The organism is Mycobacterium sp. UM_Kg1, from assembly GCF_000972925.1.
In the GTDB taxonomy this organism is placed as follows: Bacteria; Actinomycetota; Actinomycetes; order Mycobacteriales; family Mycobacteriaceae; genus Mycobacterium; species Mycobacterium hiberniae.
Genome location: NZ_JRMK01000062.1, coordinates 1 through 23956, shown reverse-complemented (window position 1 = coordinate 23956; position 23956 = coordinate 1). Strand labels below are relative to the sequence as shown.

General features: G+C 69.4%; 28 protein-coding genes, 1 tRNA gene and 1 pseudogene. 9 read left to right on the top strand and 21 right to left on the bottom strand.

Annotated elements, in window-relative coordinates:
* A partial coding sequence (locus LI92_RS11435) for a dCTP deaminase domain-containing protein (RefSeq protein ID WP_046318945.1) occupies positions 1 to 225 on the bottom strand: 225 nt, incomplete at its 3' end.
* A 162-nt stretch (positions 226 to 387) separates the two neighbouring features.
* Between LI92_RS11435 and LI92_RS11430 the strand changes: the two genes are divergently transcribed.
* Together LI92_RS11430 and LI92_RS21840 are read left to right on the top strand one after the other, a co-directional pair.
* Positions 388 to 461, top strand: a tRNA-Gly gene (locus LI92_RS11430).
* Between the two features lie 129 nt (positions 462 to 590).
* Complete coding sequence (locus LI92_RS21840) at positions 591 to 1682, top strand: hypothetical protein (RefSeq protein ID WP_052740772.1); 1092 nt, start codon at positions 591 to 593, stop codon at positions 1680 to 1682.
* 401 nt (positions 1683 to 2083) lie between these two features.
* On the opposite strand, the gene LI92_RS11420 is transcribed toward LI92_RS21840, so the two are convergent.
* The 5 genes from LI92_RS11420 to LI92_RS11400 all read right to left on the bottom strand — a co-directional run bounded on the left by LI92_RS11420 (position 2084) and on the right by LI92_RS11400 (position 5851).
* Positions 2084 to 2710: a hypothetical protein gene (locus LI92_RS11420; protein WP_046318942.1), complete on the bottom strand. Its 627-nt coding sequence runs from the start codon at positions 2708 to 2710 to the stop codon at positions 2084 to 2086.
* A gap of 314 nt (positions 2711 to 3024) precedes the next feature.
* Positions 3025 to 3285: a hypothetical protein gene (locus LI92_RS11415; protein WP_286135040.1), complete on the bottom strand. Its 261-nt coding sequence runs from the start codon at positions 3283 to 3285 to the stop codon at positions 3025 to 3027.
* Between the two features lie 234 nt (positions 3286 to 3519).
* On the bottom strand, positions 3520 to 4020 hold the full coding sequence (locus LI92_RS11410) for an MTB12 C-terminal domain-containing protein (protein WP_152665434.1): 501 nt from the start codon (positions 4018 to 4020) through the stop codon (positions 3520 to 3522).
* Positions 4021 to 4154: 134 nt separating this feature from the next.
* Positions 4155 to 5042: a dihydrodipicolinate synthase family protein gene (locus tag LI92_RS11405; protein WP_046318939.1), complete on the bottom strand. Its 888-nt coding sequence runs from the start codon at positions 5040 to 5042 to the stop codon at positions 4155 to 4157.
* A 23-nt stretch (positions 5043 to 5065) separates the two neighbouring features.
* The gene (locus LI92_RS11400) at positions 5066 to 5851 is read right to left on the bottom strand and encodes an aldolase (protein WP_046318937.1); all 786 of its coding nucleotides are present in this window, start codon (positions 5849 to 5851) and stop codon (positions 5066 to 5068) included.
* An 88-nt stretch (positions 5852 to 5939) separates the two neighbouring features.
* Here LI92_RS11400 and LI92_RS11395 point away from each other — a divergent pair, with 88 nt between their 5' ends.
* A complete protein-coding gene (locus LI92_RS11395; RefSeq protein WP_046318936.1) occupies positions 5940 to 6476 on the top strand; it encodes a helix-turn-helix domain-containing protein in 537 nt (178 codons plus the stop codon).
* Between the two features lie 52 nt (positions 6477 to 6528).
* On the top strand, positions 6529 to 7413 hold the full coding sequence (locus LI92_RS11390) for a hypothetical protein (protein ID WP_046318953.1): 885 nt from the start codon (positions 6529 to 6531) through the stop codon (positions 7411 to 7413).
* On the opposite strand, the gene LI92_RS11385 is transcribed toward LI92_RS11390, so the two are convergent.
* From LI92_RS11385 to LI92_RS11370, 4 genes are all read right to left on the bottom strand, one after another.
* Complete coding sequence (locus LI92_RS11385; protein ID WP_046318933.1) at positions 7410 to 8267, bottom strand: glycoside hydrolase family 16 protein; 858 nt, start codon at positions 8265 to 8267, stop codon at positions 7410 to 7412. The genes LI92_RS11390 and LI92_RS11385 overlap by 4 nt on opposite strands.
* An 85-nt stretch (positions 8268 to 8352) precedes the next feature.
* Positions 8353 to 8745 (bottom strand): Rv0313 family protein, encoded by a 393-nt coding sequence (locus tag LI92_RS11380; RefSeq protein WP_046318931.1) that lies wholly within the window; start codon positions 8743 to 8745, stop codon positions 8353 to 8355.
* 98 nt (positions 8746 to 8843) lie between these two features.
* The gene (locus LI92_RS23750) at positions 8844 to 9602 is read right to left on the bottom strand and encodes a hypothetical protein (protein ID WP_052740770.1); all 759 of its coding nucleotides are present in this window, start codon (positions 9600 to 9602) and stop codon (positions 8844 to 8846) included.
* Between the two features lie 106 nt (positions 9603 to 9708).
* On the bottom strand, positions 9709 to 10935 hold the full coding sequence (locus LI92_RS11370) for a hypothetical protein (RefSeq protein ID WP_046318930.1): 1227 nt from the start codon (positions 10933 to 10935) through the stop codon (positions 9709 to 9711).
* Positions 10936 to 10974: 39 nt separating this feature from the next.
* On the opposite strand from LI92_RS11370, the gene LI92_RS11365 reads away from it, so the two are divergent.
* On the top strand, positions 10975 to 11616 hold the full coding sequence (locus LI92_RS11365; RefSeq protein WP_046318929.1) for a TetR/AcrR family transcriptional regulator: 642 nt from the start codon (positions 10975 to 10977) through the stop codon (positions 11614 to 11616).
* Here LI92_RS11365 and LI92_RS11360 read toward each other — a convergent pair.
* Positions 11613 to 12857, bottom strand: a complete 1245-nt coding sequence (locus LI92_RS11360) for a PPE family protein (RefSeq protein ID WP_152665433.1) — start codon at positions 12855 to 12857, stop codon at positions 11613 to 11615. The two genes, LI92_RS11365 and LI92_RS11360, sit on opposite strands and share 4 nt — an antisense overlap.
* Positions 12858 to 12868: 11 nt before the next feature.
* Entirely contained in the window at positions 12869 to 14017 is a 1149-nt protein-coding gene (locus LI92_RS11355; RefSeq protein WP_046318927.1) for a PPE family protein, read from the bottom strand.
* Positions 14018 to 14250: 233 nt separating this feature from the next.
* On the opposite strand from LI92_RS11355, the gene LI92_RS11350 reads away from it, so the two are divergent.
* Both LI92_RS11350 and LI92_RS11345 read left to right on the top strand, forming a co-directional pair.
* A complete protein-coding gene (locus tag LI92_RS11350) occupies positions 14251 to 14568 on the top strand; it encodes a DUF732 domain-containing protein (protein WP_046318926.1) in 318 nt (105 codons plus the stop codon).
* 11 nt (positions 14569 to 14579) lie between these two features.
* Positions 14580 to 14882, top strand: coding sequence for a DUF732 domain-containing protein (locus LI92_RS11345; RefSeq protein ID WP_046318924.1), 303 nt, complete (start codon positions 14580 to 14582; stop codon positions 14880 to 14882).
* Between the two features lie 12 nt (positions 14883 to 14894).
* Here the strand turns inward: LI92_RS11345 and LI92_RS11340 are convergent, their stop codons facing one another.
* From LI92_RS11340 to LI92_RS11325, 4 genes are read right to left on the bottom strand one after another with little or no spacing between them, the layout of a single operon-like run.
* Positions 14895 to 15548: a L,D-transpeptidase family protein gene (locus tag LI92_RS11340; RefSeq protein ID WP_046318947.1), complete on the bottom strand. Its 654-nt coding sequence runs from the start codon at positions 15546 to 15548 to the stop codon at positions 14895 to 14897.
* A 59-nt stretch (positions 15549 to 15607) separates the two neighbouring features.
* Positions 15608 to 15841 (bottom strand): hypothetical protein, encoded by a 234-nt coding sequence (locus tag LI92_RS11335; RefSeq protein ID WP_046318923.1) that lies wholly within the window; start codon positions 15839 to 15841, stop codon positions 15608 to 15610.
* Entirely contained in the window at positions 15841 to 16503 is a 663-nt protein-coding gene (locus tag LI92_RS11330; RefSeq protein WP_046318922.1) for a phosphatase PAP2 family protein, read from the bottom strand. Before LI92_RS11330 ends, LI92_RS11335 begins: the two co-directional genes overlap by 1 nt.
* Positions 16500 to 16844, bottom strand: coding sequence for a hypothetical protein (locus LI92_RS11325; protein WP_046318921.1), 345 nt, complete (start codon positions 16842 to 16844; stop codon positions 16500 to 16502). Before LI92_RS11325 ends, LI92_RS11330 begins: the two co-directional genes overlap by 4 nt.
* Positions 16845 to 16881: 37 nt before the next feature.
* On the opposite strand from LI92_RS11325, the gene bluB reads away from it, so the two are divergent.
* Positions 16882 to 17532, top strand: coding sequence for a 5,6-dimethylbenzimidazole synthase (bluB, locus tag LI92_RS11320; RefSeq protein ID WP_046318920.1), 651 nt, complete (start codon positions 16882 to 16884; stop codon positions 17530 to 17532).
* A gap of 334 nt (positions 17533 to 17866) precedes the next feature.
* Positions 17867 to 19060 (top strand): alpha/beta hydrolase family protein, encoded by a 1194-nt coding sequence (locus LI92_RS11315; RefSeq protein ID WP_046318946.1) that lies wholly within the window; start codon positions 17867 to 17869, stop codon positions 19058 to 19060.
* 9 nt (positions 19061 to 19069) lie between these two features.
* On the opposite strand, the gene eccE is transcribed toward LI92_RS11315, so the two are convergent.
* The 5 genes and pseudogenes from eccE to LI92_RS11290 form a co-directional block, all read right to left on the bottom strand.
* Entirely contained in the window at positions 19070 to 20056 is a 987-nt protein-coding gene (eccE, locus tag LI92_RS11310; RefSeq protein ID WP_046318918.1) for a type VII secretion protein EccE, read from the bottom strand.
* Positions 20053 to 21471, bottom strand: coding sequence for a type VII secretion-associated serine protease mycosin (mycP, locus tag LI92_RS11305; protein ID WP_046318917.1), 1419 nt, complete (start codon positions 21469 to 21471; stop codon positions 20053 to 20055). The genes eccE and mycP overlap by 4 nt, the downstream gene beginning before the upstream one ends.
* Positions 21468 to 22901, bottom strand: a complete 1434-nt coding sequence (gene eccD / locus LI92_RS11300; RefSeq protein WP_046318915.1) for a type VII secretion integral membrane protein EccD — start codon at positions 22899 to 22901, stop codon at positions 21468 to 21470. Before eccD ends, mycP begins: the two co-directional genes overlap by 4 nt.
* A gap of 62 nt (positions 22902 to 22963) precedes the next feature.
* Complete coding sequence (locus LI92_RS11295; RefSeq protein ID WP_046318913.1) at positions 22964 to 23836, bottom strand: ESX secretion-associated protein EspG; 873 nt, start codon at positions 23834 to 23836, stop codon at positions 22964 to 22966.
* A gap of 33 nt (positions 23837 to 23869) precedes the next feature.
* A pseudogene (locus tag LI92_RS11290) lies at positions 23870 to 23956 on the bottom strand (WXG100 family type VII secretion target); the annotation flags it as partial.

Genomic DNA, 23956 nt, shown 5'->3' with positions numbered 1-23956 from the left:
GTGCAGCACGAACGGCTCACCGGGTTTGGGTTCGACCAGCGTGGTCAGCTCGTCCTGCTGTTGCGCCGGGTCGATGTGGGTGTAGCGGGTGTTGTTGAACACCCGGAACAGGCTGTCGAGGCGGACATCCACGCTGGAGGGCTGAACCAGGGCATCGTCGAACGGTTCGATGCCGAGGCGGCCCGCGGCGATTTCGGCCCGCAGATCGCGATCGGAGAGCAGCACCGCACGAGCGTATCCGCTGTACGGGGCCGCTCGGCTGTACGGGGCCGGTCGGCGAGCAGACACAGAATCGCACCGAGTAGGCCATCGACGTGCGATTCTGTGTCTGCTCGCCGTAGCGGATGAGGCGTTTCGCGCGGGATGCTAGCCTGCTAGCGCACCAGTGCCGATGTAGTTCAATGGCAGAACATCAGCTTCCCAAGCTGAATACGCGGGTTCGATTCCCGTCATCGGCTCCACGATTGAGCAGGGCGAACCATGCTGAGTGCCAAATCTCCGACTCGCCGGGTACCCCGGCTGTATCACCGTTCATGAGTCGTGCGGTTCCTCCGTTGCTCTGTCCGGTCCGAATGCAAGAATCGCTAATTGTGACCGCCGACCCGCCCCGCCTGCTCACACGTGGCCAGCACTTTGACCTTGCGAGCGCCGCAGCGGCCGCACTCGAGGAGAAGATTCCGCAGGAGCACAGGTCGTCGTTGCTTCGTCGTTTCGGATTCAACGTCGACGAGCAGTACGACAGCACATGGCTTGACGATCTGCTTCAGGGCGCCGAGCCGGATCTCATCGAGCTATCGGAGTACCTGGGACTGGCCACTCCAATCCAGCAGGCCGAAGCGCCTGACGTCGACGCCTACGCGGAACTTGTGTCGGCGGAGACAGCTCTGCGGGATGTCGTCCGCGCAGCAGTACCGAACTGGATCGCCGACCTTGACCCAGCGGCAGTCGCAGAACTTGAGCGCAAGCGTTCTGAGGAGGACAAGCGCCGCGATGGTATCGCCGTCAGCCAGGACCTACTCGACTACACGGAGATTTACGCACTCCAGAAGATCATCTCGAAACGGTGGGACCCTGAAGTGAAGGGGGTTCTGGACGACCGGAAGCGGACGGACACTTACCTCGGAATCATTCTGGACATCCGGAATGCCATTGGCCACTCTCGACCGGTATTCCCCGCAGAACGGCTACTTCTTGCCGGTGCAGCCGGACAGATCCGAAACCAACTCGCCCGATACCGTGCCAAGGCGGACGGTCCCCAGCGCCACTATCCTTCACTGGATTCCGCCCGCGACAGCATGGGTAATGTGGCGCCGTCGAGCCCCGACTTCTCTCGGCCGTACAACCCCACCGGTCGACCCCCGCCGCCCACGCCGAGGCTGGAGGTCGGAGATGTCATTGTTTTTCAGCTTGAGGGCACCGATCCGCGGGGACGTGACCTCACCTGGCGAGCCCACTCAATACCAAGCTCAGCCAGCGCCTCATTTCCTGAGCACTACCCGCTGATCGGAGAAGCTATCGGTGATCGAGTCGAAATCACCTGGAAGGTAAGCGAAAATGACGTTGGGGAATGGCGCCAGGTCGCAATCGTCTTGACCAATAGCAGTCGATATCATCGCCACCGAGACGCCTACGACGACGGCTGCGTCTTCGACTACCACGTCAATCCACCGCCTGACGCCTAACCGTGTAGCGGTACCACATTGTCGCCGTGCCACTTCGGGCTAGCAACCAGCGCGCCGAGCGCAGCCATTTCGTCGTCGTAGTCGGCCTTCCTGTAGGGGTGCGCCTAGACGAGTTCGGTCGTCGTCGGGTTCGCGTGCCCAATCCACTCCGCCACCTGCCGCACGGAAATACTGGGGACAACAGCGCACAGGCTCGCGTAGGTGTGCGCATATGGCCCAAAGCACCCCGCATGAACGTGGTCGGGCGCAGCGCACGCCGTTCGTCCTTCGGCTCCAGCTGCCCGCTGTCAGCTACCGTGCCGCCTCCGACCGCCCAATGACCCCGGCGGTAGCGGTAGTGGTCCCAGCAGCGCGAAGCCGCTACCACCGGCTGCTCCAAGACCCGACGTATTGGCGCCGGGTCAACGCCACGCACGAGGCCGCTGCGACGGCGGAACAAATAACTTGTCGATCCGCTCGACGCTGTCCGCTGACTTCCCAAGCGCGACTAGGTAACTCTTGACGAAGTCCACGTCGTAACCCGCGCCGATCAGGATGTCGATGGGCGGGAAGTACTTGGCCGCAAAGAAGGGCTCGCGTTGCCGTGCATAGCCGTTGTACCCAGCGCGGTACAGGTCCTGCAGTGCCTCTTCGATCTCGGGCGGCACGCTGGGGTGGCGCTCACCGGTCAGTGCATCGACAGCCTTCGTCGCCGCAGCCCACCCCACGACCTCACGCGGGTTCGGTGTGGCCACGCCGAGCAGTTGACCGGCAGCCAGGCGTATCCCCTTTTCCAGCAGCTTCAGCGGGGGATGCACGACCATCACAGGCCCGCCTGGCGCAGGCTTGTTTCCGCGTCCGCTGCCGATGTTCTTATTGGCGCTGTAGTTCTGGTGGTAGCTCTCGCGGCTCGCTGACATGTGCGGCAGCAGCAGCGCACGCTCGCCCCAGTTCGTGCCATTCTGGCGAAGGTATCTCTCGACCGCCGCAAATGCGTAGGCGAGGCCGCGTTCGCTGCCGTCAGCCCATACGTTGTCCTTCGGTTCCATGCACAGGATTCTCCCAGCGGCGACCGACACAACCCGGCGAGTCAGCGTGCGTGTCTTCGCTACCTGCCCGTACGCTCGAACTACCCCGTACTGCATCCGTACTGCATCCGTACCGCGAGCGAACCGTTGGCGTCCGGCAGACGTACTCCGGTGCGCTTGAACAATGCAAACGCTGACAGCCAGCACGCCGCCGACCAGCAGTTGTCGCTCACTCGTTCGGGTGTGGAAAATACTTCCCAAGCTGAATACGCGGGTTCGATTCCCGTCATCGGCTCCACGTTTGAGCAGCGCAGATACTGCGCACTCACCCCAAATCAGGGCTTGGTCATGACCTGTCGGCATTGCTTGGTCACGACATCGCATTCGACGGGGTTGGTGGTCCAGCCGCCGTAGGTGCCGGGTGTGTTCCAGGTCGGCAGTAGCGGCCCATGGTAAGGCGGGGTGCCTTCACAGTTCCAGTCGCCCTGAAACAGGCAGCGCGGGGCGGCGTCGGCTGGCGCCGCCCCGATCCCGGCACCGAAGACGGCCATGGCGGCGACAACCAGCGCGCAGCACAACCCTGATGAAGAAGTCACGGCCCACGCGTAAACGGTCCTAATCATGGCCGCGAAGCTACCCTCGGCCACCGACACGTGCGGTTGCGCGAACGCCTCACCGGTCGTCGATGACACCCCAGACACACGGCAGCCACAAGGCTCGCTGACGGCCCCGGACGCTGGCCTGGCTCACGGCCGGGCCGGCATCACGGGACGCCAGGTAGCCCCGCATGTCGCGGTCGGGCGATCGCGAACAATCGACCGGAAACCGGCTCACTTGATCCAGGGGACGATCGGGACGAAGGGGCGGTTGGCGTTGTGCCAGAAGTGCTCGAGCGCGGTGACCGCGGTGTCGTGGGTGATCAGCCACCGTCCGCCCTGGTTGGACAGCACGATGGACTCGGGCGCGCTCTCTTCGTGAAAGCCCCCCACGGACGTGACGGTCGCTCCGGCGAAGTTGTCCGGCGCGGGCTGGATGTTGCTGACCACGAAGTGGTAGGGCAGCAGCCCGGCGTCTTGGGTCTCCCTCAGCCGCTGGTCGATCGTCTGGGCTTCGCCGGCACTGAAGCCGGGCGTGACGATATTGGATTTGTTCAGGGCGGGAATGTTCGGATCGGTCAACTCGGCCATCACCCCGAGAACCTCGTCGGGGGTGGGAGCGGGGCCCGTGCACGGCGCGTCGCCGGGGTCTCCGCAAGCCGCAGATGCTGTCACCGGTGTGGCCACGCCCGTGAGCGCGGCAGCAAGCAATATCGCTGTTATGCCGATTTTCATAGAGCGAACGCTAATGACGTTATGTGACATCTATGTTTTGCCTTTGCAACAGCAAATGAACTCTGATGAGGTCGCTGCGGGCCTCTAAGAGCTACCCGGGCGGCCCCTAGGCATCTTGGCTCCGCCCCAAATGCCTAGACCTCCGCCAAAATCGCTGTGAGCTCGGCGCGGCCGGCCTCGTCGAGCGGCAGCAGGGGCGCCCGGGGGTCTCCGGCGTCGAAGCCGAGCAGCTGCAGCCCCGCCTTGACGGTGGTCGGCAGGCCACCGGCAACGATGAAGCGCAGCAGCGGTGCGAGGGCGTCGTAGATCTGCTGGGCCGCGGCCCGGTCCCCGTCGCGCACCGCGCGGTAGAGGTCCAGGCATGGTTGCGGCCGCAGGTTGGGCGCCGCCGTGCACCAGCCGGCCGCACCTTCGTTGAGCGCATCGAGCACCAGCGGATTGCTGCCGTTGTAGAACGGCAGCTGCCCCGCGGAGAGCGCCTTGATGCGCTGCATGCGCGTCAGATCCCCGGTGGACTCTTTGACCATGGTCAGGTTGTCGATGTCGGTGAACATCTGCACCAGCAGCTCGGGGCTCATGTCGATCCCGCTGGTGGCCGGATTGTTGTAGGCCATGATCGGCAGATCGACGCCGGCGGCGACGCTGGCGTAGTGCTGGGCGATCTCGCGGTCGGTCAGTTTCCAGTAGGAGACCGGCAGGATCATCAGCGCGTCGGCACCGGCCCGCTCGGCGTGCTGGGCGCGCCGAATGGTGTTGGCGGTCGTCAGATCCGATGCCCCGACGATCACGGGAACCCGGCCGTTCACCACGCCGACGGTGGTGTCGACGACGGTGTCGAACTCCGCCTCGCTCAGATAGGCCGACTCCCCCGTGCTGCCCAGCGGCGCGATGGCGTGCGCGCCGGTGGAGACCAGCTGCTCGACCAGGGCGGCCAGCGCCACTGTGTCGACACCCCCGTCGTCACGACTGAACGGCGTGACGGGATAGGCGATGATGCCGTGGATTTCGGGCGTCGAGGTCATCGGGCGTCTTTCGGTTCGCGGGATCAGAGGTCGAGGGCGTCGGGGTGGCGGACCAGGGCCCGCCGGGCGTAGTAGGCGAAGTTGGCCTGGCTGCGCTTGGGTGTCAGGGTCCAGTCGTGTGCCTCGCGGGCCAGCCGGCTGGGCAGGGGCGCGATGGTTCCGGCGGCCATGGCGGCCAGCTGCAGCCGGGCACCTCGTTCGATCAGCATCGCCAGCGAACAGGCTTCCTCGACGCTGGCTCCGGCGACGACGTGCCCGTGGTGGGCCAGCAGGATGGCCTTCTTGTCCCCCAGTGCGGCGGAAATGATCTCGCCCTCTTCGTTGCCGACCGGGACACCGGGCCAGTCGGGCAGGAAGGCGCAGTCGTCGTAGAGCGGTGCGATGTCCATGTGCGAGACCATCAGCGGAACTTCCAGCATGGACAGCGCGGCCACATGAAACGGGTGGGTGTGCACGATGCAGTTCACGTCCGGCCGGGCCCGGTAGATCCACGAGTGGAACCGGTTGGCGGGGTTGGGCATTCCATCACCGTCGACAACGTGGAGATCTTCGTCCACCACCAGCAGGTTCCCGGCGGTGATCTCGTCGAAGCCCAAACCCAGGCGCTGGGTGTAGTAGGTTCCCGGATCTTCGGCGCGGGCGGTGATCTGGCCGGCCAGGCCGGAGTCGTGTCCGGCGTCGAACAGGGCACGGCAGGTCAGGGCCAGCTTCTCCCGGAGCGTGAGCGAGGATTCGGCGACGTTGCGCGTCAGGTCGTCGAGGGCGCGGCGCATCAGATCGGCCTTGGAGTCATCCATGGTGCTCGCCATCAGCAACCCCTTCCGTCGGCCCACAATGACACATCGGGAAACTTTATGACACCCTGTGTCATGTAGTCAATGATGTATCTTGAGTTCCGTGAGTGGTCCGTTGCGCGCCGTCCGCCAACAGCGCGGCATGACGCTGGACGCCCTGGCGGCCGACACCGGCCTGACCAAGAGTTATCTGTCCAAGGTCGAACGCGGACAGAGTGTTCCGTCGATCGCGGCGGCCCTGAAGATCTCCCGCGCGCTCGATGTCGATGTGGCGCAGCTGTTCTCCGATGATCCAGAGGTCTCCACCATCAGCGTCGAACGGGCCGCCGACCGTGGCGCCGTGCGTCATCACGCGATCGCGTCGCGGATGCTGGGGAAGTCCATGTCACCGTTCGTCGTGCGCCCAGGCCGCACCTTCGCAACGCATCCCCACTCGACCCACCTGGGCCAGGAGCTGGTCTTCGTGCACACCGGCGAGGTCGAACTCGATCACGACGGCCACCTCGTCACGCTCGGCACCGGCGACTGCGCCTATTTCGACGCCTCCGCGCCGCACAAACTGCGACAAGTCGGCACGGACCCGGCCGAGGTGCTGGTGGTGACCTATGGCGCTCCCCCGCCGGGGCCCCGACGCGCGTGATTACGGTCCCAAACCGCTCCCGCCCCGGCTGAGGCCCGCCACAATCACCGGTATGGGTCTGTTTCCGAAGCCGCACGCCACCCTCACCGACGCCGAGGTCGCCGACGCGCTGTGCCGCGCCGTCACGGTCATTGACCCGCTGCTGGACCTGCTGGCCGAGTCGGATCCAGCCGGCCTGCGCAAACGCACCCGCCGGCTGCTCTCTCCGCCCCGCGGGCTGACGCACCGCATCCGCCGGTTCCGGCTGCGGCGCCGCCGTCACGAAGCCGGCCGCGGCCCCAGCGCCGCCGACCGCGCCCTCAACGCCGGGGCGCAACTGCTCAATGCCGCCGACCTGCCGGGCACCGCGGCGTGGGACCGGATGAGCCGCGACCAGCGCGCGCACTGGTGGGTGCACCGGGTCGGCGCCCTCAACACGCTGGTGGTGGCGTCCCCGGGGGCCTTCGGGGTGCTGGCCCGGGTGGTGCCGGTTGCCCAGCTGGCCGGATTCGTCAACCAGGCCGTCGTGCTGTGTGCACTGGCCCGCGAATACGGCGTCACCGATCGCGACAAGAAGGTGCGGCTGCTCGCCGAGGTGCTGTGCGGACGCCGTCTGCCCGAGCCCCTGGAGCTGCCGAAGGAATCCGAACCGGAGCCGCTGCCCGAGGCACCGCCGCCGGGCTGGAAACCGCTGAAGTCCATCACATCGTCAACCCCGGTGGTGATGACCCGCACCGTGTGGCAGCTGGCCGGCATCCTGCGGGCGACGTTCGACGAGGTGAGTAAGCGCCCGCACCCGAAGAAGCTCTACCAGCACCTCGCTTCGCTGCCCGGTCTCGGGCTGCTCGCCAACTACTTCGGCGAGCGCGGGGCGCTGATTCGGGCAGCCCGTGCGGGTGAGGCCTGGCTTCAGGCCCGCGAAGACGGCGCGCCGACGCCGGGAACGAGTCCGCTTTAGAACACCCGCACCCAGTCGATCAGCATGTCCGCCGGGTAGGTCCCGGCGCGCGCGTCGCCGCCCCCGGATCCCCCGATGGCGAGGTTCAGGATGGGGAACACGGTGTAGCCCGGGTCGTTGAACGGCCACTCCCGGCCCGGCTCGTCGATGTTCTCGATGCCGACCGCCGGGACCGAGAAGTAGGGTTCCATGCCCTCGGCGTAGTCCTGCCAGAAGTACATGCCGCTCTGATTCCAGGTGACCCGCCAGGTGTGCCAGTTGCCGTCGACCGGGAAGGCGAAGGTTTCGAATGCGGTGCCGTACGGGTTGGCGTGCACGGTGGTGCCCGACGGCCACTCGCCGTTGCCGTACCACTCCATCAGGTCGATTTCGCCCTCGCGGCCCGGGTCGTCGTTGGACAGCCACCAGGCGGGCCAGGCACCGGAGGTCTGGCAGTTCAGCTTGATGCGCGCTTCCCAGGTGGTACCGATACCGCCGCGCCAGTTGCCGTGCACCAAGCCGCCGAAGTAGCGCTCGCCCTCCTGGGTGCCGCGGATCACCAGGTTGGAATTGCCGTCGAGGAAGACGTTCTTACGGCTGTCGCGGTACTGGTGAAAGTACTCGGGCCGGTCCCAACCGACCGGACGCCGGATCGGGGTGCGGTGGTTGGAGATCGTCCACTTCGAGGGATCCGGTGCCGAACCGGCCGGGCCGTCGAACTCGTCGTGCCACAGGAAGCCACCGGTCTTGGCGGCGGGCACCGAAGGGGCGCCAGGCGCGGCCGGGTCAGCCGGCTGCCCCGGCGCGCCGGGAACGGCTTTGGCCACCGGGCCGGGAGCCACGGCGGCGGCGGCGCCGACACCCAGCATCATCATTATTTGGCGGCGGTTGATCTCAGGCACGGTGGCAATGTAACCCACGCCGCACCCGTGTCAAACGGGACAAGCCCGAGCGCGTGCCTTATGTCAACTCATTGTTGTCGGCGTTGTCGTCGAGCACGCCGACGGCGATCCCGTACGGCAGGAACCGCACCCGGCGTTTCGGATCGGGATTGCGCTGGCTGGCCCGCAGGGCGTCGATCTCGGTGGCGTAGACCTGTTCGACGCGGTCGGCGCCGTCGTCACCGACGGTGAAGATGGCCCAGACCCCGTCACCGGTCTCGCCGGCAGTCGTCGGCTCCGCGCGCGCGGCACGGGCCAGGTCGGCGAAGACGGCCCCCCAGCCGGCGCGCTCGCGGCCGGTGCCCATGGTTCCCGCGAAGCGGTCGAAGGCCGCGCGCAGCCCCTCACCGGCCTCACGCATCATTCGATCCAAGTCGTCGGCGTCGAATCCGAACGCCCCGTTGTCGCCCATTGCGAGCCCCTTTCACCGCGGTGCCACACCCAGTGTGCCCGCGCCCGGCGATTCCGGCCACGCCCAGGCGTCCACCGGACGCCGGGCCAGGCTCGCGCCTAGTTCTGGGGAACGGTGATCGGGATGGGCACCGGCACCAGCGGAATGCGCAGGTACTCGGTGGTCATGGGCACCGTGGTGGTGGTCGGGGCCACCGTGGTGGTGGGCGGCTCGCTGGTCGGCGGAACCGTGGTGGTCGGCGGCGCGGTCGTGGTCGGCGGCGCGGTGGTCGTGGTGGTCGGCGGCGCTGTGGTGGTGGTCGTCGTCGGCGGGTTGGTGGTGGTGGTCGTGGTCGGCGGCGCCGTGGTGGTGGTCGTGGTGACCGTGGTGGTGGGCGGCGGCGCAACAGACGTCGTGGGCGGCGGCGCAACAGAGGTGGTCGCGACCGGCGGGGGCGCCGGCGCGCTGGGCTGCGGTGGCGCGCTGGGCGGCGGCGCCACGGCGCTGCTCTCGGGGGCAACCGGCGTCGTGTCGTGGTGGCTGCCGATCAGGCCGACGAGGACCCCGGCGACGGCGATCAGCGCCACCAGGATGCCCGCACCGAGGGCGATTCGGGGCAGCCGGGAGGGCGCTCGAGGGGCCGGAGCCGGCGCGGCGGGCACTATCACCGTCGGGCGCCGGCCGGTGCCCAGGTCGTGCTCGTAGAAGTCGTCGACGTAGGGCACCGGTTCGGCGCCGGCGCTGCCGTCCTCCTGCGACCAGGCGAGGGCGCCGACGACAGCACCGGATTCGGGAGTCGACATCACCGTCGGCACCATGTCGGTCGCGTCGACGGCGTGCGCCTCCCTGGTGGCCTCGTCGTCCTGCGGGTCGGGCATGGCTGACTACCTTGGATCGGCAACGGCTGGGATGGCCCTCACCCTAGGCGGGCCGGCGGCGGCGCGGATTGGCGACACACCGGCGGTTTTCGGGCTATCAGCCGATTCATACCACCGTCAGCGGCAGTGACGTGCGGGGGCGAAACACGAACTGCGCGCCGCTGCTCACCTTGGCGACCATCACTTCGGGCAGTTCCTTGGCCGCGGTGTCGTCCTCGACCAGGCGGGCCGTCCACGCCTCGTCGGACCCGTCGAGCTGCACCCGCAGGTGCGGGTTCACCGCGGTCGCGATGGCCTGCAGCGCGATGGTCTCCTGCGGGGAGCACAGCGTGATCCAGGCGCCGTCGCGATGCGCGGGAGACGGCTGGACCGTGACGGAATTGTCGCCGAAGTCAGCGCGCACGTAGCCGACGGGGTTGAACAACGGATGCAGTTCGAACACCCGCTGCGCGCCGGCGATGTCGGCCGGCAGGTTCAGCGCGTTCTTGATGCGCATCGCGGCCAGTCCGGCCAGTCCGGTGAGCTGACGCCGGCCCACCGAGGCGGCCAGCTCGTCCGAGTCGGCCCGGGCACGTACTGCCAGCGCGAAGGACAGATAGAGCAGGTGCATCTGCAGACACACCTCGTCGGCGATGCGGACCAGCGCCGAATGGGAGAACGCGGTGAAGTCGACGTCGCTCAGCAGCGGCCCGGTGTAGTCCGCCAAGCCCTCGTCGGCGGGGTCGATGTCGTCGAGCTCCCATGTCGCCGCCCGGGTCTGGCTGATCACGGCCAATGCGGGGATCGGCTGGGCCGGCGGGTAGGACTCGTCGATGATGACGGTCCAGTGGCAGTGCGGCTGCCGGTCCGACGGGGTGCGGGGCGGCCGGTGCACGGGGCGGACCTGTGCGTGGACGTTGGTGGCCACCGCGGTGGCGTCGAAGGTCGGGTCTTCGATGGTGTGGCACATGCCGAAGACGTACTCGTCGCCCATCGGCTCCACATCGAGCAGCGCGCCGCAGCTGGCCAGCTCGAACTCACCGTTCCAGCGGTCGTGCACCGTGAAGCGGAAGTCCATGAACTGCGGCGGTGAACCGATGTCGAACTGCAGGCCTTTGAAGATGGTGAAGATGTCGTCGCCGGTGTAGCCCAGCGCGCGCTGCATGCGCCGGGTGTAGATCGGACTGGCGCCCGCCCATTCCTCGATGGCGATCTGCACCATCTCCTCGCGGCCGAACTCCGAGATGCACCAGGCCATTCCGGATCGGTCGATCATGTGCCCGATCAGCAGCAGTTCGGGTACCAGCACGGCCAACTCGTCGCGGGACAGCGACGCATACCTGGATTCGGTCACGCGCTAAAAAATAGTTGCGGCTATGTTATAAAGTCAACAATGCCTTTTTCCGCTGCTCCCGCCCGGCCGTCCGGCCCCACCCGGCGAACGAGCGCGCCCCGCAAACGCGGCGACGACACCCGCGCCCGGATCATCGAGGAAACGGTGCGCTGCATCACCGAAGAGGGTTTCGGCGCCGCGACCGCCAAGCACGTCGCCGAACGCGCCGGGGTGACGTGGGGGGTCATCCAGTACCACTTCGGCGACCGCAACGGCCTGCTGATGGCCGTGGTCGACGACGGGGTGGCCGCGTTGCTGGCCAGTCTGTCCGCCGTCGACGTCCGCGAGCTCGGTCTGCGTGAGCGCATCGAAGCCGTCGTCGACACCGCGTGGCGCTGTTACGCCAGCCCCACCTCGCTGGCGGCGTTCGAGATCCTGCGGGCCACCCGCGGCAGCCTGGGCGAGCAGTCGCACGCGCACCTGTTGCAGATGAACGACGCGATCAACCGCTTGGGCCGGCTGGTCTCCGATGATCCCGCCGACGCGGGCGTCGCCGAGGTGATCTGGGCAGCGCTGCGCGGAATCGTGATGGCACAGATGATCATCGGTGGGCCCTTCGACTGGCAGGCCGAGCGGCGGGTGTTGATCGACATGGTCGCGCACTATCTGCACCGCGAACCCGGCCCGCTCGAGGCGCGCTAACCCGTCCGCCAGTGCGCCGGAAGCGGCTGCCCTTCACGCGGCCGGTTGTGGTAGGCCAAGGACGCCGCCAGCCAGCCGTTGCCGTCCAGCGTCGGCTTGCCCTCGCGATCGTTGTCCTTGTCGTTGGTCTTCTGGTTGCGGCGACTGGTCGTCTCGGCGGTGGCCCCCTGCCCCGCGGTGGTGCCCATCATGGCCTCTTGGCAGGCCACCCCCGGCGGCAGTCCGCCGACGGCACCCGGCACCGGGGACTGGGCGGCGGCCAGCGTGTAGGCCATCGGCTTGAGCTCCGGGGCCGCGGTCGCCCAACTCGGCGGCACCGACAGGCCGCCGACCGGCATCGCCCGGCCGATACCCGGACCGACCGCCGGCGTCGTGGCGGCCGACAGCACACCGCGTGGCCCGATCCCCTCGAAGGTCAACGCACCCTCGGCACCGCCGCGGACATACACCAGGCGCCCCCAGCCGGCGCCGTTGCTCACCACGGTGTAGAGGCTGGAGTCGAAACTGAGCCCGCTGGAGGCGATGCTGGTGTACGGCGTCACCTGGCCCAGGTCGGATACCAGGGTCTGCCACCACGAGGGCGGGTCGGTGGCGGCGGCCGCCGGTTGCAGCACCTGCTGCAGGGCGCTCGGCACGGCACCGTTGAGCTGGGTCGTGGCGGGACCGTTTCCCACCGCCTGCGCGACCGCGGCCGACTGCGCACCGGGCCCGGCCGGGTTGGTGGTCTGCGGGGCCTGGTCGAGTTCCGGCAATGCACTGGCCGGCATCGCCGCCGCCGCGTAGCCGTACATCGCGACGGCGTCCTGGGCCCACATCTCGGCATACGCCGCCTCGGTGGCGGCGATGGCCGGGGTGTTCTGGCCGAAGAAATTGGTGGCGACCAGGGTGGCCAGCAACACCCGGTTGGCGGCTATCACCGGCGGCGGCACCGTCGCGGCGAATGCGGCCTCGTAGGCGGCCACGACGGCCTTGGCCTGGATCGCGGTCTGTTCGGCGTTGGCGGCACCGGACTGCAGCCACGCCACGTAGGGTGCGGCAGCGCCGGCCATCGCGACCGACGCCGGGCCCGCCCAGGCCTGGCCGAGCAGAGCCGAGATCGCCCCGGAGTAGCCGCTCGCGGCGATCTCCAGTTCGGCGGCCACAGCGTCCCAGGCCGCGGCCGCGGCCAGCATCGGTCCCGCGCCGGGCCCGGTGTACATCCGGCCGGAATTGACCTCCGGGGGAAGCAGCCCGAAGTCCATGGCGGCGGCCACTAGCCGGCCGCCGGCGGGCGCGGGACCACGGTGCGGCGCGCAGCGGCGGCACGCGACGTCGCCGCTCCCAGGCCCCGCCCGGCCAGCGTGCCGAGCATGGTCTCACCGAACGCCGCACCCGGCACGCCGCCGGCGACGGCCGCGACCGGCGGCGCGACAGCCGGCGGCAGCGGCGTACCGCCCGCGGTCAGCGTGACCGGCATCGCCCACGCATGCGGCACCGACAACGCCCCGATCTTGAGTGCGGTACCCGAGGCCGCCGACGTCCCGGCGCCGCCCAACCCGGCGCTTCCCAGCCCGGTTTTGCCCAGTCCCAGCCCGCCCAGACCCAGACCGGCCGGGCCGATCTTGGGCGGGTGGAGAATCTCTTCGAGGCCGGCGGGGTTCTCGGCCTGAAAGGCGGCCAGGCCGATGCCGTTGTTGACATTGCTGAGCATGTTCGCCGTTCCCGACCAGCTGGTCATCGTCGCGCTCAGCCCCTGCGTGGTCAGCCCGGTAAACGGCGATACCTGCCCGATGAGCGATGTCAGCCAGCTCATGAAGTCCGTCGGCCCGGCCGCCGCGGCATCCGAAGCCGCCTGGGTGACCGCGGCGGACTGGGCGGCCGGCCCGGCGGCGTTGGTGGTCTGCGGCGGGGTGTCGAACGCGGCCAGGTTCGCCGCGGCCGCCGACGAGCCGGCGTAGCGGTACATCGCGGCGGCGTCCTGCGCCCACATCTGCGCGTATTGCAGTTCGGCCTCCCCGATCGCCGGGGAGTTCTGCCCGAAGAAGTTGGTGGCGACCAGCTGCGTCAGCAGGGTCCGGTTCGCGGCGATCACCGGTGGGGGCACCACCGCCGCCACCGCGGTCGAGTGGGCCTCCGCCGCGGCCACGGCCTGGCGGGCCGATTGCTCGGCCTGGGCGCCGGTGCCGCGCAGCCACGTCACATACGGCGCGGCGGCGGCCGCCATCGCCGCCGCCGACGCGCCGGTCCACCCGCCGGCGACCAGGCCTGAGGTCACCGAGTCGTAGCTGGACGCGGCGGTCTGCAGCTCGGCGGCCAGGTTCTCCCAGGCCGAAGCCGCGGTCAACAGCGAACCCGATCCGGGTCCGGAATACATGCGCCCCGAATTGATTTCCGGCGGTAGCACGCCGTAGTCCAGGAACATCACACCCCCTCGGCAAGAGCCGTCATTGTGGCCAGCTGGTTGTTAGCTCGCTGGCGCTTAGCAAACGCGGGACCGGTAAATTCCGGGTTACAGCAGAGCATTCAAACGGGCGAAAGTCTGTGAATTGTCGTTTCGCCAGCTACCTGGCAGGCACTTGCCAGGTAGGCGTTATTCATCCGTCGTTCATGCCGTCGCTGCGACGGATTAATCCCCGGCAAGCATGCTTCGGCACTGTGAAGCACGCCCGATGGATCGTGAGCGCGGCAACCGCCGCGGCCCTGACCGGCTTGGCCGCACCGGCGTCTGCCGACCCCGAACCCGATCCCGACGCCGCGTTCATCAGCACCATCGAAGAAGCGGGGATCGAGTACACCAACGCCGCCGACGCGGTCGCCGTCGGCCGGGAAGTCTGCGCCTACCTGGGGGCAGGCCATCACGTCGACGCGGCGGCGCGCGCCGTGCGCATCTCCAACCGCGCGATGTCGGTCAAAAACGCCGCCCGGTTCGTCACGTTCTCACAAGCGGCGTTCTGCCCCGAATCGATGGAATGAGGGAGGAAACGATGAGGGCACGTAAACCCATGGTGGCCGCATTCGCCGTAGCAGGCCTGCTCGGCCTGGCCGCGCCGGCGACCGCCGATCCCGGCGACAGCGAGTTCCTGAACGCACTGGACAAAATGGGCATCTCCTACCCCGACGCCGCCGACGCCGTCGCCGGCGGGCATTCGGTGTGCGACTACCTCGTCGACGGCCACACCACCAACCAGGCGGCCAAGGCCGTGAAGAACGCCAACCCCAGCCTGACCCTCACCAGGGCGTCCCAGTTCGTCAGCATCGCCCACGCCGCGTACTGCGAACAGACCTGACGGCTCCTGCCGCTACTGCGCGATCGCCATGACCGCGCCGGGGCGCAGCCACCCGATGATCTGCACCAGCTTGGCGTCGTCGATGGCCACGCAGCCCGCGGTCGGGCCGCCGTCAGTGGTGTGAAAGAAGAAGCCCGCACCGTCGCCGGGAGTGCGCGCGGTGTTGACGCCCATCACCACAGCGTGTTTGTACTGCGGGATCTGCAGATTCTCGCTCTCGCTGGTGTTGAACGGGCACTGCGCCTTCTTGCACACCTGCATGGTGTTGAACGTCGGGCTGTGGTCGTCACCGTCCCACCAGTGGTCGGGACCGACCTGCACATACTGCAGTCCCCCACCGGGGTTGGGCGCGGTGCCGAACGCGTAGGGCAGCGTGAAAACCCCCATCGGGGTAGCCGGATACCCGCTCTTGGCCTTGGCCGCCATGCCGGCCGAGCCGACGTGGGCCGGAATCCCGGCCGCCACCGGCTGCCAGCCCGCAGCGCCGCGCTGGTAGATGTCCATCTTGGCGTCCGAACCACCAACTCCGACAACGGAGATCACCTGGGTGGCGTTGCCCACCGAGCGGGCGAACCAGGGCGTGACGTCGGCGTGGGCGCTCGGCACGCCGGTCACCGCGGCGGCGCCGAACACAGCAGCGCTGAACAGGCTCACAAGGCGGCGCATCGGCTCATCATCTGCGTACCCCAGCAGCGGGTCAAACACCGCTGACGGCGCGCCGGGGACTACTCCGGGCGCCGGGGCAACTCCTCGACCGGCGCCTCACCTTTGAGCAGGCCACGGGCGCCCAGGTAGTCACGGAAGTACTCCCGGTGCTGCGCGCAGGTCAGCCACACCTTGCGCCGTTCTGGTGTGTGCAGCTTCGGGTTGTTCCACAACATGCCGTAGACCGCGTCGGCGCTGCAGCCCTTGCGTGAGCAGATCAGCGCACCCACCGGGTCGGCGCCGCAGCCGGACATCAGGAGGATCCCGCGACGGGCGCCGGGACGCGCTCAGGTCCCCGCCACGGTTGCAGGAGCAACGCCCACACCGTCAGATAGGCCCAGCCCAGCGCCCACCCGGCCAGCACGTCGGAGGGGTGGTGGACGTTGAGCGCCACCCGGGAGACACCGACCGCACCGATCACCAGCGCTGCGAGTATCACCACGGCGATCCGGGCCCGGCCCCGCAACATGGGCAGCGCCAGCAGCGCCAGCGCGCCGGCTCCGACCATCACCCCCAGCGCGTGGCCGGACGGGAAGGACGTCGAGTGCGCGGTGACCAGGGCCGTCACCGGACGCGGCCGGTCGACCGAGTTCTTGGCCAGGGCGGTCAGCGTCCCGCTGGTCTCGACGGCAGCCAGGAGGAATACCGCGGCGCGCACCCGGTGTCGCAGGGCGGCGACCACGGCCACCACCATGCTGACCACCCGGAACACCACCGGCGCGAACACCGTCGAGATGCCGTCCCAAATCCGCACCCACACAGGGTGTTTGACCGCGATGTCGTAGCTCGTCTGCAGCGCGGAGCCATCGATACCGGCCAGCCAGCCCCAGCCGTGGCGGTAGCCGACCAACATCAGCACATAGACCGCCGCCGCGCCCACCACCGAGCCCAGGGCCGCCGCCCGACCAGGTGTCACGACTGCGTTCCCTCTCCACGCGCCCCGGCGTAGCGCAGATCCGGCCAGGGCGGGCGGCGCAGGACGGCCAGGGACGTGATGACGGCGGCCAGCAGACCGGTGAGCACGCCCACCAACGCGATCCGGTTCGCGTCGACGGCCGCCACCCACTTGGCCTGCTCACCACGGATCACCATGGCCCCGAGCGGCGTGGCCGTCACCTGCGAACCGTCGGGACCCGATGTGGTGACGCGCGCTGCGGTGATCACGGTGGCACCGTCGGGGGTCTGGTGGGGTTCGCCGTAAACCAGAGCGCCGGGGGCGTCGGCGCCCAACTGGTCGAGTAGTTGCGAACGTTTCATCACGAGCGTCCTTTCGTGTGACTCCTACCATGATCCCGTGGCTGATCCATCGTTCACCAAGCAGGAGCGCCAAGCGGTGTACCGGGCGATCGCCGAACGCCGGGACATGCGGCGATTCTCACCCGGCAGCACCGTGCAACCCGACGTCCTGGCGCGGCTGCTGGCCGCGGCGCATGCCGCGCCGAGTGTGGGCCTGATGCAGCCGTGGCGGTTCATCCGGATCACCGACTCCGTCTTGCGGCAGCGGATCCACGCCTTGGTGGACGAGGAGCGTCATCGCACCGCGGAGGCGCTGGGCCGTCGCGAACAGGAGTTCCTGGCGCTGAAGGTCGAAGGCATTCGCGAATGCGCCGAGCTGTTGGTGGTGGCGCTGCGCGACGGCCGGCAGGCCCACATCTTCGGTCGCCGCACCCTGCCGCAGATGGATCTGGCATCGGTGTCGTGCGCGATCCAGAACATGTGGCTGGCCGCCCGCGCCGAAGGACTCGGCATGGGATGGGTGTCGCTGTTCGAACCGGCGGCGCTGGCCCAACTGGTGGGCATGCCGGCCGACGCCGAGCCGGTGGCGATCCTGTGCCTGGGCCCGGTACCGGAGTTTCCGGACCGGCCGGCTCTGGAGATCGACCAGTGGGCCTACCGACAGCCCCTGGGCGAGTTCGTCTCCGAGAACACCTGGGGCAGCGCGTGACCGAACCCCAGATGGCTGCTTGACTCAACCAGTGGGCAGCCGAATTCGCCTGCGTGACATCGGATTTCCTGTCGATCTGGATACCACGATGGTCTTCACCGCGTTCGTCGAAGCGGGCGAGCGCATCCTGTTCGGCAGCGATTTCCCGAACATCCCCTACGGTTACTGCGAGGCGCTGGACGCGCTCACCGCGCTTCCGGGGTCGACGACGGCTGGCTACGTGGGGTTTTGCACGACAACGCCGCGCAGCTGTTCGCAATCGAGTTACCATCCCCGTTGCACCCGGGACCATAGGGGCCAGGGCGTGCCCCGCACCCGAGAAAGGCCCGCGACCGTGCCCACCGACCTCACCCCGATCCAGCCGCCCATTCCGGTTCCCGATGTTCCCGGCGCTGACGCCGGCGCGCAGGGCCTGCCGGACCGAAGCGAGTTGTCGTTGCGGGAGAAGCTGATCGTGGACACCTCGGCTTTCGCCGATATCGGGCTGCGCACCGGGGTCGCGTCCATGGTTGCCGCTGCGATGTTTCCGTCGGTGCTCACCACGGCGGTCGGCGGCAAGCAGTCCCGGCGGGAGCGGGAGCGGCTGGAGTTCTACGCCGAGCTGGCATCGGCGCAGGACCCGACTCGATCCTTTCCCGCACCGACGGCGCCGCCGCGGGTGTCCGCGCGGCGGGCCAACCCGATCGCTGAGCGGATCGCCCGCGGCATCGTGGACAACGTCTCCTTCCGCTCCAGCTTCGAAGCCGTCAACCCGGCGATGCGCGACTCCTGGAGCGCCCTGGGAAACAACAACACCGCGCGGTTTCAGCATTGGCGCCACGAGGACGGGCCCCGGCCGACGTTGTGCGTCATCCACGGGTTCATGGGATCGGCTTACCTGTTCAACGGCCTGTTCTTCTCACTGCCGTGGTTCTACCGATCCGGATACGATGTCGCCCTGTTCACCCTGCCGTTCCACGGCCAGCGCGCCGAAAAGTATTCCCCCTTCAGCGGATACGGCTACTTCTCGCACGGCGCGTCGGGATTCGCCGAAGCGATGGCCCAGGCGGTCCACGACTTCCGTTCGATGCTGGACTATCTGGAGTCCACCGGCGTCGACCGCTTCGCCCTGACCGGTCTGTCGCTGGGCGGCTACACCACTGCCCTGTTGGCCGCCGTCGAGCCCCGGCTGCAGGCCGTCGTCCCGAACGTGCCGGTGGTCTCCGTGGAGTCGGAGATCCGCGACTGGTTCCCGGCGAACATGGTGCTCGCAGGCGGACAGCGGCTCGGGCGGGTCGGCGGCGACGAGTTCGGGGCCGCGACGGCCTTCCACTCGCCGTTGAACTACGCCCCGCTGGTGGCCCGGGAACGGCGACTGATCATCACCGGTCTCGGCGACCGCCTGGCACCGCCGGAGCAGTCCGAGATGCTGTGGCACCACTGGGATCGCTGTGCCCTGCACTGGTTCCCGGGGAACCACATACTGCACGTCAGCCAGCCGGCCTACCTGCGCAGGATGACCGCGTTCCTGCGGCCCTACATGTTCTAGACCCGCGCGCTAACGCGCGGCCGCAACCGTCGCCGCAACGGGCCACCGCAGGGCGGCGATCTCGTCGCCGTGCAGCGGGGCATGACCGCCCAGGCGACTGCCGGACAACGGGTGCAGGTCCAGCAGGGCGCGGCGATGATTGCCCTGCTGCGGCTGCAGTCCCGCCAGGGGGGCGCCGCCGTCGGGCACCGAACCGGTACGCAGGGCGCAGCCCGCGGCAACGGTCTGCTGACCGTCGGCCTCGGCGAACTCCAGCACCGTCCAGGCTTCGTCGGCGTTGACCGCCTGAATCCGGCTGATGGTGTCGGCCAGCGCCGCGTCGATACCCACCTGGTAGGCCGCGACATGGTCGCCGGAGCCGTCTTGAAGGCACCGCCAGGTTTCCCGGGCCTTCGCGCCGCTCAGCGACGGAATCTCCTCGCCGGCGACGATCGTGGTGTCCCAGCCGAGTTCGCGCAGATGGTCGGCGAGGCGCCGGGCGGCGACGTCGACGGTGCGCTGCAGCGGAATGGTGGCCGAACGTGCCTGCAGCGCAGCCAGGTTCGGCTCGGCCGAGTACGTCAGGCTGATCCAGGTCTCGGTGGTTGTGGCGCCGCTGCCCGACCGCGACACCCGACTGGTGACGCGGACCGTGTCGGCCCGCAGACCGTAGCGGTTCAGATACCCCGCGATCAGCGGCAGCGGCAGGCCCGGCTCGGCCCCCGGCTCGTTGATTCGCAGGGCCGCCGTCGTGCGGGTGTTGACCACCTCCGGCCGGTCGGCGTGGGCGCCGCCGCGGGAGCGCAGCATGGCCAGGCGCCGGCGGGCGATCGTGGTGAAGTGCAGTCCGCGCCACCAGCCCAGCAGCAGGATCGTGACGAGAACACCGACGGCCAGCACCCAGCGCTGGGTGCTGGTCTCCCAGGGGTTGGCCAGCACGGCGGGCACCACGGCCAGCAGCACCAGAGCGATCCGGGCCGGGCCGGGGCGTGGAACGGTGGTTCGGTAGGAGCTCACTGGTCTTCCTTTCGTCGGCGGGCGGCCGCTGCGGCGCCGGTGGCGACCGCGACGACCAGCCCGGCCAGCAGCGCGGTTCCGGCGAAGGCCACGATCCGGGGGGCCGGGTTCTCCGGTTGCGGCGGCGGAGGTGGGGAGATCTTCTTGGCGGGCGAGGCGGCCGGATCCGCAGCCGGCGGCAGCTCCCAGGTCAGGGCGGCCACCGGATCGACGATCCCGGCGCCCACCACGTCGGACGGGGCGCGTGCGGCGTTATGGGCCGTGGAGACGATGCGGTGCGCCACCTGCATCGCGTTGAGGTCCGGGTAGCGGCTGCGGACCAGCGCGGCCACCCCGGCCACATAGCCGGCGGCGTACCCGGTGCCGCTGAGCGGCACCGGCCTGCCCTGGTTGCCCGGCAGCGCGTTGGCCAGCCCGCCGTCCTCTCGGTTGCTCACCGAGACGATGTCCTCGCCGGGCGCGGCCACGCCGACCCACGGTCCGGCCATGGTGAAACCGGACGGCCGGCCGCTCGAGGACAGCGATGCCACCGACAGCACGTAGGGGTGCCACCAGGACGGCACCGACACCGACGTCACCTCGGCCCAGTTGCGGGGGTCCTGCGGCCGGCTCAGGTCGGTGAGCGGGTTGGACTCGCATGCCTCGCCGCCGCCGCCCACCGATCCGGTCTGCCCGGCGTCGCCGGCGGCCGCCACGATCAGCACGTCCTTCTCCACCGCCGCGTAGCGCAGGGCGGCGCCCAGCGCGGTCTGGTCGACGTTGCGGTCGGCCGCCAGGCAGGTGGTGGTGGAGACGGTGATGACCCGTGCACCGAGGTCCGCGGCGTGCACGATGGCGCGCGCCAAGGCGGTGATGTCGGTGATCACGCGGGTGGTTCGCGGGTCTTCGCCGGCCAGGCGCGGTGAGATGGTCGCCGAGGCGGTCCGCAGTGCCAGCAGGCGGGCCGCCGGAGCCACTCCGGCGAAGCCGTCGTCCCCGGGCTGGCCGGCCACGATGCCGGCGACCAGTGTTCCGTGCCCGTCGCAGTCGGTCAGGCCGTCGGTGGTGCCGATGTAGTCGCCGCCCGCATCGACCGTGCCCAGCCGTGGTCCGGGCCGGACCCCGGTGTCGATGACGGCCACCGTCTGGCCCTCGCCGCGGGAGAACTGCCACGCGGTGGGCAGATCGAGCATCCGCTGCCCGGCCGTTGCGGTGCTGACGTCGCTGCCGGGCGTCAGCAGCGAGCTGGTGCAGTCCCCGTGCTGTTCCATGGCCGCGACCGGGCCGGGCGCCCCGCTGGGCGGCGGTACGGTCGGGTCCACCGTCGGCGGGGTGATCGCCAGCGCCGGTGCACTGGTCAGCAGCGCGGCCAGCGTCGCGGCGCCCAGCCCGCGGACCGCCGACCTGCCGCGGCTGCGCTGAGCGGCAACGGTCATCGAGACAGAACCCAGGCGAAGATGCCCACCAGGTAGGCCATGACGGGGATCAGGGTGGCGTCGACACCGGAGGCCGCAAAGCCCACCAGGCGCCGCACCGGCAGCGAGTAGCTCTCCGGCGAGGCGACGGTCGGGCTCAGCGCGACCACCGCCCACACCGCTGCGAGCGCGGCCAGCACCAGCACCGCGCCCAGGGCGGCCGGGTAGCGGCCGGTGGCCGCGTACACGGCCAGCAGTGCGATCGCCGTCAGGTGCGGCTCGGCCAACAGCCACGCCTTGCACCACGCCGAGTCCCACACCCGGGCCCGCAGCACCGAGGCAACCGCGATACCTGCGACCACGTACCAGGCCCAGCCCGAAAGCCCTTCGGGCGCGTACGCGATGGCAATCGAGCCCAGCACCGCGAGCAGGACCGAGCCGGCGATGAATCCGGTCTGGTGAGCATCGGTGACCCGGACCCGGCGCGGCAGGTCGGCGAGCACGCTCTCCGGCAGCGCCGACGGGGTGGGGTCGCCCGGCGCCGGGATCACCGGCAACGGCAGACGCGCCCACAACGCCGAAACCTGCGGTGCGGCAACGGTCAACAGCAGCGACGCGGTGATCAATCCGCATCCGAGGCTGACGGGCGGCAGCTCCCAGAACGTCTTGACCGCCGCCGTGGCCAGCACGCCGGCTCCGACAACCACCGACGCGGTGAAGAACGCGATCCCGCGCTCACCGCGGCCGCCCGGGGGCAGGATCAGGCAGATCAGCGACCAGGCGCTGACCGCGGCCGCGCCCAGCACCACGTGGGCGGGGCTGAACAGACCCGGAACGGCCAGGGTGCCCGCCGCGGCGAGCGGTACCAGCGCCGCGATCGACAGGGTCAGGCCGGCTTCGGCCGACCGGGTGCGGCACAGCAGCGCGGCGAGCACCGTGAGCAGGGCGATGGCCCCGGTCGCGAACAGGCCCGCGGGCTCGCCGGTGACCGCACTGTGCGCGGTGGCCAGCCCGGTGGCGGCCAGCACCAAGCCTGCGCCGGCGGCCAGCGCAGCACGCTGAATGTGCTTGGCTCCCCAGGGATTGCGCCGTGACTCCGAGAAGATGACGGCCGCATCGGCGATGTCCTCGACAATGCCGGGTGCCGCCGGGCCCGCCGGCACCAGCCGCAGCGCCAGCAGGTCGCCGTCGACGACTCCGACGGTGTCCAGGCTGGCGTCCAGGCTGAACGGCGCGCCACCGATGGGCGCCAGGCTCAGCCGGGTGGTGGCGCCGTCCCCGGGCTCGGTGTCGTCGCCGGCGGCCGGGGCCACCAGGCGTTGCACCGCCGGGAGAATCTCACGCAGCGGCAGCTCCGCGGGCACGGCGATCTCGGTCAACCGACTGTCGGCCAGCACCGCGATGCGGACGATCGGCATGGCGGCGCTGGTCAGCACCGGGGCTTCGGTCATTGGTGTTCCCTGTTCTGTTCTCTATGAGGTCGTTGTGTTCGCTGGTGGGGATGCTGGGCTGTCTAGGACAGCTGGGGGGTGAAATCTCGGGTCAGGCGCCGGCCGGGGAACCAGCTGCCTTCGGGCAGGGTGGCGGTCAACTGCTCGATCGCGACGGCGGTCGCAAAGTCGGTTCCGGGGCGGAAGGTCGACACCCATTCGCCGTCGAACGCCTGGGAAGGGGTGACCAAGATGCGGCCCGCGTCGGAGTCGACCAGGCTCAGCCCGACTTCGGTGGTGGTGTGCCGGCCGTCGCGTGCGCATCCGGCCACCACCTCGACATAGCTGCGCGAGCCGGTGAACACCGACTCGACGATCGGCCTCGCCGAGGCGGGAATGCCCAGGTAGTCAAGCACTTCGGCGAGAGGCGCACCGGCGCGCAGGCGCTCGTCGGCGCGCGCACCGACCCGGGCGGGCAACGTGAACTCGTCGAAACGGGCGGGCGGGCGCTGGCGCAGTCCCGCGCCGAGCACCGGGACCAGCAGGCGGGGGTCGTTGATGTCCATCACGGTGAAGGTGACCAGTTGCGCGTTGCGCAGTGCCACCACCGTGCGGCCGGGCTTTCCGGGCTGGTCGCGGCGAGCGACGATGCCCCGCAGCATCTCCGGGGTCCCGCCGGCGGCCGAACTCACGTAGCGCAAGTCCAGCCACCGGTCGGGGAAACACACCACTCGGATCCATTCGGCCACGGCCGGGTTGACCGTGCCGTCCGGCGAGACGACTCCCATCCGGGTCAGTTCGTCGCGCTGGCGCGCCATGAACGCGCCGCGCTCCCCGGCGTCGGTGTAGGGCATGGTGATCGCCAAGACCCACGGGAAGGACCCGGCACCCACGGTTTCCGCGATGTACCAGGCTTGCTCGACGGTCAGTTCGGCAGCGTTGGGCTCAGTACCCATCGCTGCTTTCCCTTGCCGAGCGGATCATGGACGTCAGCCCCACTTGGCGGCTTCGGCGGTGTCGCGCGCGTTCATCATCAAGGTGTTGGTCTCGTGCGTGGTGGCCATCGCCCGATACGC